At 68.3% G+C, this 16,942-nt stretch carries 18 protein-coding genes; 8 read left to right on the top strand and 10 right to left on the bottom strand.

What is annotated here, in order from left to right; translation table 11 throughout:
- The first annotated feature begins 5 nt into the window (after window positions 1–5).
- Together AOM45_RS03025 and AOM45_RS03020 are read left to right on the top strand one after the other, a co-directional pair.
- On the top strand, window positions 6–1,730 hold the full coding sequence (locus AOM45_RS03025) for a hypothetical protein (protein ID WP_030469525.1): 1,725 nt from the start codon (window positions 6–8) through the stop codon (window positions 1,728–1,730).
- Window positions 1,731–1,748: 18 nt separating this feature from the next.
- Entirely contained in the window at window positions 1,749–2,933 is a 1,185-nt protein-coding gene (locus AOM45_RS03020) for a thiolase family protein (protein ID WP_030469526.1), read from the top strand.
- Here AOM45_RS03020 and AOM45_RS03015 read toward each other — a convergent pair.
- Window positions 2,930–3,643, bottom strand: a complete 714-nt coding sequence (locus tag AOM45_RS03015) for a GbsR/MarR family transcriptional regulator (protein ID WP_030469527.1) — start codon at window positions 3,641–3,643, stop codon at window positions 2,930–2,932. The genes AOM45_RS03020 and AOM45_RS03015 overlap by 4 nt on opposite strands.
- A gap of 198 nt (window positions 3,644–3,841) precedes the next feature.
- Here AOM45_RS03015 and AOM45_RS03010 point away from each other — a divergent pair, with 198 nt between their 5' ends.
- Window positions 3,842–4,447 (top strand): DUF4097 family beta strand repeat-containing protein, encoded by a 606-nt coding sequence (locus tag AOM45_RS03010; RefSeq protein ID WP_030469528.1) that lies wholly within the window; start codon window positions 3,842–3,844, stop codon window positions 4,445–4,447.
- A 26-nt stretch (window positions 4,448–4,473) separates the two neighbouring features.
- Window positions 4,474–6,582: a S9 family peptidase gene (locus AOM45_RS03005; RefSeq protein WP_035911371.1), complete on the top strand. Its 2,109-nt coding sequence runs from the start codon at window positions 4,474–4,476 to the stop codon at window positions 6,580–6,582.
- Here AOM45_RS03005 and AOM45_RS03000 read toward each other — a convergent pair.
- The 4 genes from AOM45_RS03000 to AOM45_RS49095 all read right to left on the bottom strand — a co-directional run bounded on the left by AOM45_RS03000 (window position 6,528) and on the right by AOM45_RS49095 (window position 8,465).
- Entirely contained in the window at window positions 6,528–6,722 is a 195-nt protein-coding gene (locus AOM45_RS03000; RefSeq protein WP_035911374.1) for a DUF397 domain-containing protein, read from the bottom strand. The genes AOM45_RS03005 and AOM45_RS03000 overlap by 55 nt on opposite strands.
- A 13-nt stretch (window positions 6,723–6,735) precedes the next feature.
- Window positions 6,736–7,569 (bottom strand): helix-turn-helix domain-containing protein, encoded by an 834-nt coding sequence (locus tag AOM45_RS02995; protein WP_030469530.1) that lies wholly within the window; start codon window positions 7,567–7,569, stop codon window positions 6,736–6,738.
- Between the two features lie 83 nt (window positions 7,570–7,652).
- Complete coding sequence (locus AOM45_RS02990) at window positions 7,653–8,294, bottom strand: putative glycolipid-binding domain-containing protein (protein WP_051783989.1); 642 nt, start codon at window positions 8,292–8,294, stop codon at window positions 7,653–7,655.
- On the bottom strand, window positions 8,295–8,465 hold the full coding sequence (locus AOM45_RS49095) for an antitoxin (protein WP_081902328.1): 171 nt from the start codon (window positions 8,463–8,465) through the stop codon (window positions 8,295–8,297). It lies immediately after the preceding gene.
- Between the two features lie 190 nt (window positions 8,466–8,655).
- On the opposite strand from AOM45_RS49095, the gene AOM45_RS02985 reads away from it, so the two are divergent.
- Window positions 8,656–9,969 (top strand): BNR-4 repeat-containing protein, encoded by a 1,314-nt coding sequence (locus AOM45_RS02985; protein ID WP_236703068.1) that lies wholly within the window; start codon window positions 8,656–8,658, stop codon window positions 9,967–9,969.
- A 123-nt stretch (window positions 9,970–10,092) separates the two neighbouring features.
- On the opposite strand, the gene AOM45_RS02980 is transcribed toward AOM45_RS02985, so the two are convergent.
- Complete coding sequence (locus AOM45_RS02980; RefSeq protein WP_030469533.1) at window positions 10,093–11,307, bottom strand: thioester domain-containing protein; 1,215 nt, start codon at window positions 11,305–11,307, stop codon at window positions 10,093–10,095.
- Window positions 11,308–11,617: 310 nt separating this feature from the next.
- On the bottom strand, window positions 11,618–12,823 hold the full coding sequence (locus tag AOM45_RS02975; RefSeq protein WP_236703066.1) for a DNA cytosine methyltransferase: 1,206 nt from the start codon (window positions 12,821–12,823) through the stop codon (window positions 11,618–11,620).
- A 62-nt stretch (window positions 12,824–12,885) separates the two neighbouring features.
- On the opposite strand from AOM45_RS02975, the gene AOM45_RS02970 reads away from it, so the two are divergent.
- A complete protein-coding gene (locus AOM45_RS02970; RefSeq protein WP_030469535.1) occupies window positions 12,886–13,644 on the top strand; it encodes a hypothetical protein in 759 nt (252 codons plus the stop codon).
- Here the strand turns inward: AOM45_RS02970 and AOM45_RS02965 are convergent, their stop codons facing one another.
- Window positions 13,645–14,238 (bottom strand): TetR/AcrR family transcriptional regulator, encoded by a 594-nt coding sequence (locus AOM45_RS02965; protein ID WP_051783990.1) that lies wholly within the window; start codon window positions 14,236–14,238, stop codon window positions 13,645–13,647.
- A 139-nt stretch (window positions 14,239–14,377) separates the two neighbouring features.
- On the opposite strand from AOM45_RS02965, the gene AOM45_RS02960 reads away from it, so the two are divergent.
- Window positions 14,378–15,157: an alpha/beta fold hydrolase gene (locus tag AOM45_RS02960; RefSeq protein ID WP_162185692.1), complete on the top strand. Its 780-nt coding sequence runs from the start codon at window positions 14,378–14,380 to the stop codon at window positions 15,155–15,157.
- Here AOM45_RS02960 and AOM45_RS02955 read toward each other — a convergent pair.
- Window positions 15,132–16,427 (bottom strand): ATP-grasp domain-containing protein, encoded by a 1,296-nt coding sequence (locus AOM45_RS02955; RefSeq protein WP_236703064.1) that lies wholly within the window; start codon window positions 16,425–16,427, stop codon window positions 15,132–15,134. The two genes, AOM45_RS02960 and AOM45_RS02955, sit on opposite strands and share 26 nt — an antisense overlap.
- On the opposite strand from AOM45_RS02955, the gene AOM45_RS52650 reads away from it, so the two are divergent.
- A complete protein-coding gene (locus AOM45_RS52650; protein WP_236703063.1) occupies window positions 16,407–16,712 on the top strand; it encodes a hypothetical protein in 306 nt (101 codons plus the stop codon). The two genes, AOM45_RS02955 and AOM45_RS52650, sit on opposite strands and share 21 nt — an antisense overlap.
- On the opposite strand, the gene AOM45_RS02950 is transcribed toward AOM45_RS52650, so the two are convergent.
- Window positions 16,709–16,909, bottom strand: coding sequence for a hypothetical protein (locus AOM45_RS02950; RefSeq protein ID WP_030469539.1), 201 nt, complete (start codon window positions 16,907–16,909; stop codon window positions 16,709–16,711). The genes AOM45_RS52650 and AOM45_RS02950 overlap by 4 nt on opposite strands.
- Window positions 16,910–16,942: the final 33 nt, after the last annotated feature.

Raw genomic sequence — 16,942 nt, 5'->3', positions numbered from 1 at the left:
ACGCTATGAAGCGGGTCGCCTTCGCTGTCGCGGGCCTCGCGCTGGTGGTCGGCGTGATCGTCCTGCGCGACACCGGCGGGAGCGACTCGACCCTGCCCACCGCTCCCCCGCCGCCGACGAAGCTCAAGCCGTACGTGGCGGAGCAGGTGCTCGTGCCGAGCCCGCAGAGCCGCCCGGCCACACCGACCGGTGTCGTCGCGCGCGGCGGCCACCACAAGATCCAGCTCAACTGGGCCGGCGACGCACCCGCGTACGAGGTGCGGTGGGGCGAGCGGACGAAGCTCGTCACACGCCAGGGCACCCAGCTCAACGGCCTGGTCAACGACCGCGAGCAGCAGATCGAGATTCGCGCCGTCGACTCGTTCGGCCAACGCTCGCAGCCCGCCAGGACCACGGCCACACCACGCGCCGACAGCGCCCCGTACACGTTCGTCGACCGCTTCGACGCCCCCGACGAGCCCGATCTGCAACGGTGGCGGCTCGCCAAGCGCACCGACTGCGCCCGCGCCACGTCCGGCGACGAGGACGATCACGACCGGCTCATCATCAGCAGCAGCTGCGGCACCCGTGCCGTCACGTTGAGGTCCCGCACGCCGTTCGTCCGCAGCGACGACGAGAGCCGCGTGGTGATCGAGACGGACGCCCCGAGCACCGGCGGCAAGCTGCTGCTCGACCTGGTGCCGGGGCCGGTGAGCGTCCAGGGCGATCCGGTGCCGCCCAACACGATCCGCGCGACCGTCTCGACGGACCCCTCCGGCAACTCGGTCGTCGAGCTCGTCCCGAACGGCACGGCGGTCAAGGCCCTCCCCGCCGCGCTGCCCGGCGTGACCGTGCGCTGGGAGATCGTGCTGACCAAGGACGGCACCCAGCTCGTGCGGGACGGCGACGTCGTGGCCACCTCGCCGTTCGTGCCGCAGTGGCACGAGGCGACGGCCCTGTTCGGCTTCGCGGCGCTCGCGGGCGATCGGATCCGCGCGGGCGTCGACCTGATCGGCTACCGGACGGCCAAGGCCGACGCACCGCCCGCCGTCCCCACGCCACAGGTCCGCGTGGACGGTCCGGCGAGCGTCAGCTCCAACCCGATCGCGAACGTCACCGGCGGGCAGTTGCGCATCGCCCTCATCCCGTCACGAGAGAGCGAGCCGCTCACGGCCGTGCGAATCAACGGTGTCGTGGTGCCCCTGCGCCCCGCCGTCGAGGGCACGCCGTGGAAGCCCGGCGCGGAGTTCCCCGCCGTCGCCGACCTGCCCAAAGAGGCCTTCACCGACAACGTGAACGTCCAGCTGGTGACCGAGGAACGCATCCAGGTCACCCACACCGACGTCGAGCTCACCGGCCCCACGAACCCGCCGCAGCGCCAGTCCGGCACACCACTCGTCGACGCCAAGCCGCTGCTCGCCGACCCCGTCCCCGAGGTCCTGGACGCGAGCGGTCAGCCCATCGAGAACGGCGCCGCCTTCAACCGCGGCCGGGTGGTGCTGGAGATCCGCATCAACGCCCTCGACTCGTCCGTGGCGGGCCTCGCGGGGTTCGAGATCAGGCTCGACGGCACGCACGTCGCCACCGTGCCGACTACTGCGGACGGACCTGCCGCCGCAGGCCGGTGGCGGATTTCACTCAACACGGCGGCCATGACACCCGGTGCGCACGCCGTCGAGGTGAGGGCGTTCAGCACCGATTCAGACGTTCACCCGGAAACCGGCTACGTCCCCTTCTTGTTGAAGCCCTGATTGCCGCAATATGGAGTAATGGCTCGCGCACTGATCATCGATGCAGCCCGCACGCCGTTCGGCAGGTACCGGGGAGGGCTCTCCGGCATCAGAGTCGACGACCTGGCGGCGCTGCCGATCGTCGATCTGCTGCGCCGCTACCCCGGACTTGATCTCGCGCGCATCGACGACGTGCTGCTGGGCGACGCGAACGGCGCCGGCGAGGACAACCGCAACGTCGCCCGCATGGCCGCGCTGCTGGCCGGGCTGCCGGTGTCGGTGCCGGGCGTGACGCTGAACCGGCTGTGCGCGTCCGGTGGCGAGTCGATCATCCAGGGCGCACGGGCGGTGGCCGCGGGCGACGCGGACCTGGTCGTCGCCGGTGGCGTCGAGGGGATGAGCCGGGCGCCGTTCGTGACGGCCCGGCCGGACAAGCCGTTCCCCGACCGCATGGAGACCGTGTCGACCGCGCTGGGCTGGCGGCTGGTGAACCCGCGGATGCCCAAGCACTACACCGTGCCGTTGGGGCTGGCCGCGGAGAACGTGGCCCACGAACTCGGCATCACACGCGAGCAGATGGACAACTTCGCGTTGCGCTCGCACCGTCGCGCTGCTGCTGCGTGGGACGCGGGCGTGCACGAGGGCTTCGCGTTCCCCGTGCAGCTGCCGGACGGGACGGCGATCCGGCGCGACGAGAACGTCCGCGCGGACACCAGCCTCGACAAGCTCGCGAAGTTGAAGCCCGCGTTCTCGGAGAACGGGTCGGTGACGGCGGGCAACGCGTCACCGCTCAACGACGGCGCGCTGGCCGCGTTGATCGGCACGGAGGCGATCGCGGCGGAGCTGGGCGTGGCACCGCTGGGCGAAGTGCTCGGCAGCGCGACGACCGGCGAGGAGCCGCACCGCTTCACGATCGCGCCCGTCTCGGCGATCCGGAAGTTGTTGAAGCGCCTGCACCTCGACGCCGCCCAGGTCGACCTCTGGGAGATCAACGAGGCGTTCGCCGCCATGGCGCTGTCCGTGTTGCACCACCTGCCGGAGATCGAGAAGGAGAAGGTCAACGTCCACGGCGGCGCGATCGCGTACGGGCACCCGCTCGGGGCGTCGATGCCGCGCGTGATCATCGACGTGGCGCGGCACCTGCGGGCGCGTGGCGGTGGCATCGGGATCGCGGCGGCGTGCGTGGGCGTCGGACAGGGCGTTGCGGTGGCAGTCCGCGTCTAACCCTTGGGGTGCAGGATGTCGCGGGCCTGTTCGGCGGCCCTGACGATGCTCTCGGACACGAAGTCGAGGAACCGCGCGATGTTCTCCAGGCGGTCGGCGGCCGGGGTGCCGGAACCGAGGACGCCGACTCCTCCTCGCGCGGCCTCGGCGAGTTTCGACGTCCCGGCCGCGCTGGCGATCATCGACTGGTACCAGATGTCGCCCTCGTCGACGACGTAGCGCTCGCGGCGGCGTTCGTCGCGCACGCGGCCGATCAGGCCCTGAGCTTCCAGGTACGACATCGCCTTGGAGATCGACGCCGGACTGACCTGAAGGTGCGCCACCAGTTCTGACGCGCTGAGGCTGCCGGAGTCCGTCGCGTAGAGGCACGCCAACGCCCTGGCCGTCATCTTGGGCAGGCCCTGCGCGATGAAGATGGCGGAGAAAGCCTCCTCGAACTCGCGCACGGCCTCGGGGTCGCGGCCGTCGGCGCGTTCGAGCGGCTGGCGGCCTTTCGACGTGGACTGCTTGCGCCGCTGGGCACGGCGTTCGGTGCCGAGCTGCGCGAGATCTGCCTTGTAGCCGGCGGGACCGCCGTTGCGCATCACCTCGCGGGTGATCGTCGACGTGGGACGGTCCAGGCCGCGCGCGATCTCGGCGTAGGCGAGACCGTCGGCGAGGCCGATCGCGATCTGCTGGCGTTCCTGCTGGGTGAGTCGACCTCCTGGCATGCGTCAGACCATAGCGTTCACCGTCATCCCATTGCAACGCAACGGCATGATCGTTGCGTTAGTTCTACGCCCCATTGCAACAATATCTTGCCTCTGAACTGCGGGTATGCAAACAGAACGCAACAAGCTTGTTGGCGACTTCCGTGAACGCAACGTAGCTTTTCCATCATCAGAAACAACGAGCCACAGGAGCCAGAGATGCAGAACTTCACCACCACCGCCCCGATCACCACCGTCCTCGACATCCCCGCCGGCCGCGTCCAGTTCATCGCCGCCGACCGCGAGGACACCACCGTCGAGGTGCGCCCCTCGGACGCCGGCAAGAGCCGCGACGTGAAGGCCGCGGAGAAGACGTCGGTCGAGTTCGCCGACGGCGTCCTGCGGATCAACGGTGACCCCGGCGGCAAGGTCCTCGGCCCGTCCGGGTCCGTGGAGATCACCGTCCAGCTGCCCGCGGGTTCCCGCGTCGAGGCCAAGGCCGCCAGCGCGGAGTTCCGCGGCGTCGGCAGGCTCGGCGACATCGCGTTCGAGGCAGCGCAGAGCGACGTCAAGCTCGACGAGGCCGGTCGCGTCTCGCTGACCACGCAGGCCGGTGACGTCACGATCGGCCGCCTCAACGGATCCGCGGAGATCAGCACGCAGAAGGGCGACATCACCGTCGGCGTCGCCGCCGGCCTGTCCGCCTCGATGGACGCCGGCACCTCCTACGGCCGGATCCACAACTCGCTCAAGAACAACGGCACCACCGACGTGACCATCCACGCCACCACGGCCTACGGCGACATCACCGCCCGCAGCCTCTGACCACTTCGACCACTGGGGAGAAACCGTTGAGCACCACCGAGAACTACCAGGCCGCGGAGAAACTGCTCCGCCGCTCCGCCAGCCCCGGCGAGCTCGTCGTCGGAGACAAGGTCCGTCCACAGTGGATCGACGCTGGCACCCGCTTCTGGTACCAGGTCCGCGACGGCGCCGACCGCCAGTTCGTGCTCGTCGACCCGGCCGCAGGCACCCGTGAACCGGGCTTCGACCCCACCCCGTTCCTGCCCACCCCCGGCAACCCGCTGGAGGTGACCTCCCCCGACGGCAAGGTCGCGGTGTCCCGCCGGGGCGAGGACCTGTGGGCACGTTCCGGCGAACGCGAGTGGGCGCTGACCACCGACGGCGTGGAGGGCCACGGCTACGGCTACGGCCCGGACGCCATGAGCTACAGCACGCTGATGCGGAAGTTCGGCCTGCCGCACCTGCCTCCCGCACTGGCCTGGTCGCCCGACTCGACGAAGGTGCTGGCCCACCGCACCGACCAGCGCAACGTCCGTCAGACGCACCTGCTGGAGTCGAGGCCAGCCGACGGCAGCGCCCCGCGCGTGCACACCCAGCGCTACGCCTACCCCGGCGACGAGCACGTGCCGCTGGCCGAACTGGTCGTGTTCGACGTCTCCGCGGGAACGATGGTCCGCGCTCAGGCCGAACCGCTGCTCATGCCGGAGTTCTCGCCGATCACGGCCGGCTGGGCGTGGTGGTCCTCCGACAGCTCAGCCGTCTACTTCCTCAGCCGCCCGCGTGACCAGCACAGCCTCACCCTGAACCGGATGGACGCGGCGACCGGCGAAGTCAGGGTCGTGGTGAGCGAGACCGGCACCAACCGCGTGGGCCCCAACCAGTTCATGTACGGCCCGCCGATCGTGAAGATGCTCGACGACGAGGTGCTGTGGTTCTCGCAGCGCGACGGCTGGGGCCACCTCTACCGCTACGACCTGCACACCGGTTCGTTGCTCGGCCAGGTCACGTCGGGCCAGTACCTGGTGCGCGAGATCCTGCACGCCTCGGACGGCGTCGTGTACTTCATGGCGTCGGGACTCGTCCCCGAGGACCCGTACCGCCGCTCGGTCTGCCGCGTTTCCTTGGACGGCACCGGTTTCGCTCGCGTCACCGACGACGCGCTGGACCACGTCGTCACCGTGTCGGAGAACAAGCAGTACTTCGTCGACTCGGCGTCCACTGTGGACATTCCACCGGTGACGACGGTGCGTTCCTGGACTGGTGAGGTGCTGGTCTCGTTGGAGAGCGCCGACATCACGCGGCTGCTGGAGACCGGTTGGACCGCGCCGGAACGCTTCTGCGTCAAGGCGGCCGACGGCGAGACGGACATCTACGGCGTGCTGTACAAGCCGCGCGGGTTCGACCCGTCGGCCAACTACGCGGTGGTGGACAGCGTGTATCCCGGCCCGCAGGTCACCAGGGTCGACCCGTGCTTCGACCCCGGCGGCATGGGCCTGGACGCCGAACCGTTGGCAGCAGTCGGTTTCGTCGTGGTCGCCCTCGACGGCCGCGGCACCCCCGGCCGCAGCAAGGCCTTCCTCGACGTGTCGTACGGCAACCTCGCCGACGCCGGCAGCCTGGAGGACCACGTCGCGGCCCTGCACCAGCTCGCGGCCACCCGCCCGTGGATGGACCTGTCACGCGTGGGCGTGATGGGCCACTCCGGCGGTGGTTTCGCGGCGGGACGGGCGATGCTGGCCTTCCCGGAGACGTACCGCGCCGGTGTCGCACTGTCCGGCTCGCACGACGCCCGGACGATCGGACTGGGCTGGGCGGAGTCGTGCGACGGCGCCGACAACCCCGACGCCTGGCTGCGCGCCTCGAACACGGAGCTCGCGGACCGGTTGGAAGGCAAGCTGTTGCTGGTCCACGGCGAGCTGGACGACACGGCCCACCCGGACCACACGCTGCGGCTGGCCGACGCGTTGATCACGGCGGGCAAGGACTTCGAACTGCTGATCGTGCCGGGCGCCGAGCACCTGTACCTCGACCGGATCGCGTACGTGCGGACGCGCTGCTGGGACTTCCTGGTCCGAGAGCTGATGGGCGTCGAGCCGCCGGCTTACCGGCCCGCGCCGATCCTCATCGACCCGGAGGTGCTGGGCGAGATGATGTAGCTGAGGAACGCCGACCACGCCTTGTCCGAGAGGGGCAGGTGCGTGGTCGGCGCCTTGCTGTCCCGGATGCCGATGCCGCAACCGACCTCAACGCAGTCCTGCTGGTCCGCGCTGTAGCTGCTCTTCCGCCACCTCGACATGCCAAGCGCCTCCTCAAGACACCATGCTGGTGATCAGCTCCTTAGATTGAACCTCATCCAAGGCCAACTGATCGAGCCGTTCCACCACGTTGCCGTAGTAGGTCAAGCTGTCCTTGTCTTCGAGGAAGAGGCCTGTTCTGCCGCCCTCGACGAAGATCACTGGCTCGAACTTCTCGTACTGCAGCCGTGTGAAGGAGCCGGCCACTCCAGCATGCGCCCCGACCTCGATGGGCAGGATGCGGATCCTGATGTACGGCCGCACCATCATCGTCAGGAGGTGGAGCAGTTGTGCCTTCATCACTTCTGGACCGCCGACCGGCAGCCGGAGGGCGTGTTCGTGGATGAAGAAGACGAACTCTCGACTGCGGTGGAAGATGGCCTGCCGCGCGAGTTTCGTCTTGATCGCCGTCTCGATGGCCAGCGGGTCGCTGCCCAGGACAGACGTCTCGCACACGACACGTATGTAGGCGTCGATCTGAAGCAGGCCAGGAATGAGGTTCAGCGACCACACGAAGATCTTGTTGGCGTGCCGCTCCTGCTCCATCAACGTGGGCTGCGGACTCAACAGGCCATCCTCGGCAAATTCGAGGTAGCCCTTCTCACGTGACTCTTTGAACAGCGCAAACAGTCGCCGCGCCTCGTCCGGCTTGGTGCCGCAGAGGCCGAGCAGCATCGCCAACTCGACCTCGGTGACCCCGCCCTTGCCCTTGACCAGGTCCGAGACCTTGGCCTCTTCCCAGTCGAGCAGTTCGGCGGCCTTGCGCTGCGTCAGACCGGCTGACTGGATGGCTTCGCGCACGCCATCACCGAACGAGCGCCCCACCACGCTCGAGAATCGTTTCGGCATGGTCGGACGCTAGAAGGCGAACCCCACCGGCTTCCATCGTTTGGACACGACTCGCCACGAAGGAAGTACTTCTTGGAAGGCTTCTAAATCCGCTTCGAGATCAACGGGTAGTCGACCACCAGGCCGTTGGCGTCGACCTTGATGCTCTGCTCGAACCCGGCGCTCTTGAACCGCACCACCGAGACGTCGTCCGCGACGGACACCGTCTTGTACGTGTGGGTCACGGCCTTCACCGTCAGCTCGGGCAGCGACACCCACACGACGGGGAGCGTGAACTCGCCCTCCTCGCGGTGCAGCCCCAGGCGCCTGATCGGGATGGTGTTGAACAACACCGCGAACTGCACGTCGACGTCCAGCGCACCGTTGAACGTCTCGCGCTTGGCGCCCTGGCCGTGGTCGACGAGCCAGGCGCCGTCCTCGGTCCTCGACAGGGAGCACTGGCGCTCTTCGAGGACCGTGGCCGTGCGGAGCAGCAGGCGGTTGACCTGGCCGCTCTCGTCGACGGACACCTCGAACGAGGCGTTGAACTGCTCGTCGGGCCCGGCGGCGACCATCCGGCCGGACGCGCGCAGGCGCTGGTCGCTCGACAGGAGCAGGCGGACCTGCTCCAGGCGCGGCTCGTGGAGGCCCTGCCAGGTGATCATCTCTGGCCTGCGGGCAGAAGGAGAGCGGGTCTCCCCGTTCGAGGTGACCCGCCCTGCGTCAGTGGCGTTGAAGGAGTTCACTCATCCACCTGGAAGGATGTCCTTGATCTTCTCGGCAACCGAGTCGACCTGCTCTTCGTGACCGAACTTGCCTGCGACGAAATCAGCCGCGGCGTCCACGCCCTTGTCGACCTGCTCGTGGTGCTCCTCGGCCAGGTCCATGGCCTTGTTCTTGATCTCGTCGAAGTTCATGTGGCGCTCCTCCGCTCCTGACGCAGGGTACCCGAGTAGGCCCCGCGTGTTGATAGCCCGCGATCACGCTAACCGCGCCTGGACAAGTCGGCTCTGTGAAACGAGGATGACCCGTGCCGCCGCCTGGTCGGCCGCCGTCGCGGCCAGAACCAGGAGGACACGCCACATGACACGGCTCCTGCGTGGAGTTATGTCCGCTGTACTGCTGTTGCCGCTCGTCGCAGTCCCCTCGGCCCACGCCACGGCCGACGCGCAGGGGAAGGCGAAGTTCGCGGTGACGACCACCGCCACGAACGTCGCGGCACGCAGTGACCGGCGCCCGGTCGCGGGTGGGGTCTACGACCGCGAAGTCGGAAAGACCTTCATCTCGTGGGCCGGCCAGTACGAGGACAGCTACGTCCAGACGTACGACCACCGCAAGGCCACCTGGTCCGCGCCCAACCGGGTCGCGGACGGTGACGCGGACTCGCACAACTACCCGACCATGGTCCAGGCCAGGGACGGGCACCTGCTGATCTTCCGCGGCATGCACAACGTCGAGCTGCGCATGTCCCGCTCGCCACAGCCCAACTCGGCTGACGGCGTGTGGGAGGAGACGCTGATCTCGAAGAACGCGGCCACGTACCCGATGCCGTTCGTCACCCGCGACGGCACGATCTACGTCTTCTACCGCGAGACGACCCGCGACCTCGACCACACGACGCCCACGGACACCCGTCCGATGCTCTACGTGGTGTCGAAGGACAACGGCAAGACGTGGAAGACCTCCACGGACCTGACCGGAGACCGGTTCGCGATCGGTTCGACGTCCCGCGCGGACAACATGAACGAGATCTACATCGGTCAGCTGCGCCAGGAGGACAACGGCCGCGTGCGGATCGTCTACACGCTCGCGGGCGGTGGCCCCGAAGGCCATCTGCACGACCGGTACCACCGCAACATCTACTACGCGTGGTTCGACCCGCGGAACCTGCACTTCTACTCGGCCGCCGGGAAGGATCTGGGCACCCAGATCGACGACGCCGACCAGGAGAAGCACCTGAAGGTCGCGGAGACCCCGCTGACCTTGCCCAACGGCGTGAAGTCCCCCGACTACATCCAGCTCGTGGGCACGACGTTCGGCCAGCCGTTCCTGCTGTGGTTCACGGGCGACGCCGACAAGGGACCGCTGCACAACTACCTGTCCACCTGGAACGGTCGTTCGTGGGAGACCAAGGAAGTCGCACGGGGACTGCGCACCCGTGAGATGGAGAAGATCGACCCGTTCACGTGGCGCGTCTACGCCACTGAGGACGGCAAGCCGAACGTGAACACCTACCTGGTCCGGTTCGGTCGCACGTGGGACTTGGAGGCCATCATCCCGACGGCCAAGCCGGTGCAGCGCGTCGAGATCGTGGAGAACTTCCGCGACCCCGCCCGCGCGATCTTCTCCGGCGCGTCTTCGCAACGAGACGTGGCGATCGCCGACGGCGACATCAGCGTGGCGGGCATCAGCCGCCGCTGATGTGCACGCGGGGAGCTTTCGTTCACTCTGAGCGCACGAGAGGGCCCCGCGTGCAAGACGGCAAACGCCCCCAGGACCGGCGCGGGTCCTGGGGGCGTTCGTCAGCGGGGGCGACTGATCAGATCAGGCGCCGGCCTTCTTGCGGCGAACCACGAACAGCGCACCGACACCGGCGCCGACGAGCGCCAGACCGCCGAGCAGCGGCCACAGGATCGAGGCACCGGTCGAGGCGAGGTTGTCGTCACCGCTGCCACCAGGAGCCGGGTTGTTCGGCGTGGTGGCGGTGGTGGTCGTCGTGGTGGTGGTCGTGGTCGTCGTCGTGGTGCTCGAGGACGGCGTGGACGGCTTGACCTCGAGCTTCCAGTCGGCCTTGGCCTCCTTCTCGACCTTGGCCTTCTGCGGCTGCGCGACGACGAGCGACTGCGCCTTGTCCTCCTGCTTCGGGTTGTGCGCGACGAACAGGCGGCCGATCGCGATCTCGGCCTCGGCCGAGAGCTTGAACGTGGCGCTGCCGGCCGGCGCCTTCTCCGGGACGTTCACGAAGAACTCGGAGACCTTCTCGCCCGCGGCCTGGATGGCCAGCTGCTCACCCTGCTTCTGCACCGCGAGCGGGTTGCCCTTGGCGTCGGTGACGGTGACGCCCTCGGGGAGGTTGCCGGTCAGCTTGACCTCGGACGCGGTCGTGGTGACCGTGAACGGGCCGATCTTCTCGCCGGACACGCCGGACTTGGACGCCGGGGCGATCTCCAGCGTCGGCTTCGGCTGGTCCTTGATCTCGTTCGCGACGGCGTCCTTGATCAGGCGCTCGTACAGCTTCACGATGTCGGAGTTGTTGGTCTTGTCGGGGTCGATCTCAGCGTCGTCCGAGAAGTGCCAGATCGCGGCCTGCGTGGCGGCGATCGTCTCCTTCTTGTCGAACTGGTCGCCGAACGCCTTCTTGACCTCGTCCATGGTCTTGCCGGGGTACGAGTTCTGCAGGATCCAGAGGACCTTGCCCGCGTTCGCCGGGAACTTGGACTTGGGGTTCGGGTGCGTGCCCCACGGGGCTTCCTTGAGCGCGTCCGAGTCCTCGAGCGGGGTCGGCAGCTCGACGCAGTAGGTGAGGACGTTCGAGCGCTTCTCGTCGTCCTCGATGCGGAGCTTGATGATCTCGGTGCCCTGCTTGAGCTCGTTCGGGTCGCTCACGTTGCCGACGTTCTTGAGCCACACGTCGTGGCCCTTCTCCTGACCACCGCGGTCCGGCTTGATGATGACGTCAGCGTGGGCCGGAAGGGTCGTGAAAGCCAGAGCGGCGGTCGCGCCGAGCAGCGCGGTGCCGATCCTCAACCGGGAAGCCATGGGTCTCCTTGCTCGCTGAAGTTAGCCCGAACGCGGTGGGAAAGTCAGTCGCCCGTCGGGACGGTCGGCACGTCAAGATCGACACTGAACCGACAGGAAGCGAGCGGACACTATCCGATGGGGTGACACACGATGGGGTGAGGTATAGAGCGCACAACAAACCATGCGTGACCAGCAAAAAGCTACTCACGGTGTCCACAGTGGATAGGTCCGCGATGCATTCGATTTGTCAGGTGACGTTAGATTCGTTGCCGAACAGTTATCGAGTGACGCGTCCCGCTACGGATGAGCAGCGGCAACGGTTCAAGGGCTACGCCACCATTTCGGTAACTTCGACCGGCCGAATGTCTCCCGGACGCAGCGAAGTGCCTCGCAGACACATCTCTCTCGGTTCAGGCCTGCGACCCGTGAGAATCCAGCGGGTCAGCCCCGCCAACTGGTAGGCGATGAGCGGCGGAACGGCGTCGCCGACGTGCCGGTACGCGTTGCCGAGAATCGAGACGTCGAAGCGGAACTGCTTCGGAAAGCCCTGGAGGAGTGCCATCTCCCTCACCGTGCAGAGGCGGTGCTGCACGGGGTGGGCATAACGGCCGTTGCCGACGTGGCCGCATTCGCGCTTGATGGTGCGGGCGGGTTCGTCCCACCACATCCGGCCGTACACGTCCGGATGAGAACCCCAGTTCTGCTGTTCGACGATCTTGCGTTGTGCCGGATTCAACAACTCCGCGGTCTCCGGTGACCGGAGCAGATCCGCCCACGAACCACCGTTCGCGGGAATTGCACGCATTCGTTCGAGACTGCGGTCCTGGGAAAAGGTCGGCGACACGTGAATGGGGTCTTCCGGGTGCGCCTCACCGGCCGCCACGACGGGCAGCTTCCCGATCGCGCGCCGGACCGTGATGGCGGACGGGCGGATGACCCTGCCCTCCCACAGGTCGTCCAGCGTGAGCAGCGGCAGGCCCTCGTCGACCGCGACCATCAACGTCCGTTCGCGCAGCTGCGGCAGGCCGAACTTGGACAGCATGTGCGTGCCGCCGGCGACGGAGTAACCGATTCGGGTGAGTTCCTCGGCGAGGCTGTCGAAGTGGTGACGCTGCTTGCCCTTGACGAGCTCGCGGGCGTTCTCGACGAGCACGACCTTCGGCCGCAACTCCTGCGCGTACACCGCGATCCGGCCGACCAGCGAGTTGCGCGGGTCGTCGCGCAGGTGGTTCTGGGCGGTGATCCGGCTGAAGCCCGAGCACGGCGGGCACGCCAGCAAGACGTCCAGCTCACCGCGCTTGAGGCCCCACACCTCTCTCAGCGCGGATGGGGACACCTTCGAGAGGTCGACCTCCAACGGGTCGACGCCGATGTTCGCGCGGTAGGTGTCGTTGCAGCGCAACGAGCCCAGACGGCTCGACGGCTTACCGATCTGCGCGTCGGCGGCACCGACGACCCGGAAGTCGCGGTGGGCGTGGAAGCCGAAGCTCATGCCGCCCGCACCCGAGAAGATGTCGGCCACCGAAAAGGACACCACGAGATCGTACGGGCGAGGCTCCGAGGAGCTTTCCGTGACATCCCGTACCTTTCCGCCTTATGGAGCTGCCGCGTGCCTGGCAACGGCCTGACCCGTTGCGCGGACTCGACAGGATTTCCTGGGTCGAGGTCTACGACGGCCGGGGTGGCGCCGGTCGCGTACCCCGTCTGCTGCGCTCCCTGATGGACCCCAGCGCCGACGTGCGCCTGGACGCGTTCTCCACGCTCGCCGACCGCCTCCTGACCGAGGACACGGTCTCCGAGGCCTCGTTCTGCGCCGTGCCGTACCTCGTGGAACTGGGGGCGTCGTACAAGGTCACCGGGGACGTGCGCGATCGGGTGATCTTCCTGCTGGCCGCGATGGCGTTGGCGGGCAAGGGGTTCACGGAGGACGGACGCCGCACGCACCGCCGGTGGAACGCCCTCGGGCGTGAGCTGCCTCGTACCGCGCCGGACTGGCTGACGCAGACCCGCCACGCCGTCGCCCAGGGCGCGCCGAAGATCTTCGAGGCGCTGGCGTCCGAACGGGTGGCCTGCCTGGTGGCGCTGGCGTGCGCGGTGCCGGAGAAGCTGCCGTCGTTCGTCAGCGGCCTGATGAACGACATGGTCGACCTGCCGGGCGAGGACATGCTCGCGGACGCCGCGGAGATCGCCGTGGCACTGCTGAAGCGAGCACCGGAGTTAGTCGGTGTGGACCGGCCGAAGGTGCTCGGCGAAGGACTCGTCCGGCCCGCACACCAGCCGCGCGAGGTCGCGGCGGCGTTGATGGGGTACCGGTTCGCGCTCATCTCCGCGTACGGCGAAGAGGGCGCCTGGTAGTCAGGCCGGCAGCAAAGCCACCAACGAGTCGCCGAGCCACTGCTCGTAGCGGTCGGCCGACCAGCCGCGCCCGTCGACGAGCTGCAGGTAGAGGTGGCTGCCCGTCATCGCCCAGAGCACGTCGAGCTCCTCCTGCCCGGACAGCACCTCCGCGAAGAGCGGCCGCTGCTGTTTCCGGCGGCGGGACTCGACCTCCCGGTACTCCGCCAGCAGTTCCGGATCCCCCGACTCCTGGAGGAACCGCAGCAGCTGGCCCAGCCGTTCGCTCACCACTCGTGCGATGTGCGCCGCCGACCTCAGCCGTGCCTCCCGGTCCGGCGCGTCGGGCAGCTCGGCGAGCAGGTCGTGGACGTTCTCCACGTCGAACGTGGTCCAGATGATCTCGTGGGTCAGGCGCTTCTTGTTGCCGAAGACGGCGTAGACGGTCTGGTACGCCACGCCTGCCTCGGCGGCGATGTCAGCCATCGTCACGACGTGGAAGCCGCGCTCCACGAAGAGCTTCCTGGCGGCCTCGGCGATGCGGCGCCTGGTCTGGCGCGCCTGCTCGGCGCGGCGCGAGGTGTTGTAGGCGCGGGTCTTGACGGGTTCCTCCACCGGGCTTACGTTACCCATCTCGATAGAGGGTGCCTCTATTGAAATTGAGGTGGTCGCGATGGAAGCCTTCGCGCACTACGGGTTGAGCCCGCGAAGCCGGCGGATCCAGCTCCCCTCTGCGCACCTCAGGGTGTTGGAGGTGGGTGAAGGAGACCCCGTCCTCCTGCTGCACGGCTTCAGCCTGGGGCCGGCGCACTGGGCGCCGTTGGCGACGCGGCTGCCCGGCCGCCTGCTGATGCTGGAGATGCCGGGACACGGCCAGTCCGGCGGGGTCGACTTCCGCGGCGTCGACCTGCGGGCGTGGTTCCGCAGCGCTCTCACGGGTGTTCTGGACGAGCTCGGGCTCGACTCGGTCGACGTGATCGGTCATTCGCAGGGCGCGATGCTGGGACTGTTCCTCGCGCTCGACGAACCGGACCGGGTGCGGTCGCTCGTGGCGATCGGGACGCCCGCTGTCGCGTTCGGAGCGGAGCTGCCCGGACTGCGGATCCTCGCGCGGCCGGTGCTCGGTCCTGTCCTGCTGGGAATGCCGAAACCCGCCGGCTTCTACCGCAAGATCCTCGCCGGGACCGTGGGCCGTTCGGCGTTGGAGGCGATGCCGCCGGAACTGGTCCGTGCGACCTATCTCGGCGTGCGACGCCGTGGGTTCGGGACGACCGTGTCGAGGTATCTCCGCGAGATGTTCCACGGGTCGTACGTGCTCTCCGACGACGAGCTTGCGGCCTTGCAACCGCCGGTGCTGGTCGTGTTGGGAGAGTCGGACGGCGACGTCGCCGGTGCGGCGGAGCGCGTCGCACTGATGCCCCGGGGCCGGTTCGCACCGGTCCCCGGTGGACACGAGCCGTGGGTGGAAGACCCGGACCAGTGCGCCGCACTGGTCCGGGAGTTCCTGGTCAGGCGATCACGGCCTCTTCGATGATCGTCTGCTCGACCTGGGTGTTGTCCTCGACGGCGATCGCGGGCTCCAGGGCGCCGAGGCCCGTCCCCCACTCCTGGTCCGCCAGCGCGAACGCCGCGACGGTCAGCGCCGCCACGGGTGCGCCGACGGGCATGTTCTCGCGGTGCAGGTCGAGGTCCAGACGTCCGCCGATCGGGGACGGGCTGAGCCGCAGCGTCGCGTGCGCGGGCTCGTCGGCGTGCGCGAGGCGGCACGCCCAGCCGGTGAAGATCACCCGGCGTTCGTCCACTTCGGTCGGCTGCACGGCACGCACGTTGGCGCCCACCGCGCCGGCGCGGTGGTTGTCCGCGGCCTGCAGCACGAGCTCCTCGAACTCCATCGAGGAGATACCCAGGTCCCAGCCAGCCACCAGGGCGACCTGCACCAGCGCGAGCGGCAGCGTCGGGACGGCGTCCTCGAAGCACACCATCGCGCCGCCGTAGCGGGTGTTGATCTCGGTCGGCAGGAAGCCGTCCTCGGTCGCGATGCCGTCCAGCGTGAACGTGCCGCGGTAGCCGACGGTCTCGCGCAGGTGCTCGCCGACGCGGCGGGCCAGGTTGCGCATCTCGTCGCGGATCCACACGGGCGGGTCGTAGTAGGACGCGCAGCCCGCGTAGAGGAACTTGGCCTGGCCCTGGCGGCGCGGCACGACCATCTCGATCGGACGCAGCACCGCGGTGCCGTCGGGGAACACGATGCCGTGCACGCTCACCGGAATGCCTTCCAGGAACGGCATCACGCGCACCTGCTCGCACTTGGGGGCGAGGACCTCGAACGCGTCCTTCGCCTCCTCGTACGACCGCACGCGGCGCACGAAGTTCGCGCCGCCGTTGATCGCCGGGCCGTCACCGGACCAGACGACGCCCGCGCCGCGGTCCAGGATCTCCGAGGCGCCCCAGAGGCGTTCGAAGTCGAGGTCGAACACCATCGCGGGCGCGCGGCGGGCGCTGAGCTCGTCCCACAGACCGTCGATCGTGGTCTTGTTCTCCAGCTCGACCCACTTGCGCTGCCGCGCGTTGAGCACGGGACGGCCCTGGAAGGTGCTGATCTCGTTGTAGGGCGTGCTGATCACGACGGCCTCGCGCTTCGAGTCGAAGTCGCGCAGGATCGCCTTGACCTCGGGGCCCGGCTTGGTCAGCAGCTTGCCCAGGCGGCGCTGTTCGACGGCGACGAAGCCGCCCTTGATGCCCAGCGACACCCAGCGGGCGATCTCCGAATCATGCAGCGGGGCATGGTCGTCGGTATCGAGCACGAGCGTATGGCGGGCACCGAGCGTATGGAGCTCATGCGCGCGCTTCGCCAGACGCGTGCCACCGGCCAGGATTACCAGCCGGTCACCGAACAACTTGCCGAGGCGCTCGTTGAGCGCTGCGAGGACATGATTCATCGCCGAGAACTCGCTTTGAGAGAAGCGGAGGATGCGACCGGCGATCGCCGGGTAGCGCGTAGCGTAGAGCCACCCGGTATGTGTGTCGAAGCACGGTCCGGCAACAGCCGGATGAATCTTGGATCAGGCGATGATCTCGGTGCTCGCTAGGAGCGCGCCGCGTCCCGAAGGACCTGGTCAACGCGGCTGAGGAAACTGCGCCTGGGGTTGACCGCCGGCAGCGGGGCGGTGAGCTCGGCGGAACCGGGCGCGGCTCCGACGATCTCGGCGACGTTGCGCAGGAACTCCTGCCGCTTGAACTCCTGCACGGCGACGTCGTGCAGGAGACCGGCGATGCTTGTGTGCACAGCGCGATGGGGGTAACTCACTCGTGTGTTATC

This window comes from Lentzea aerocolonigenes, from assembly GCF_000974445.1.
GTDB lineage: Bacteria > Actinomycetota > Actinomycetes > Mycobacteriales > Pseudonocardiaceae > Lentzea > Lentzea aerocolonigenes.
This window is presented reverse-complemented; position numbering and strand designations above follow the sequence as displayed.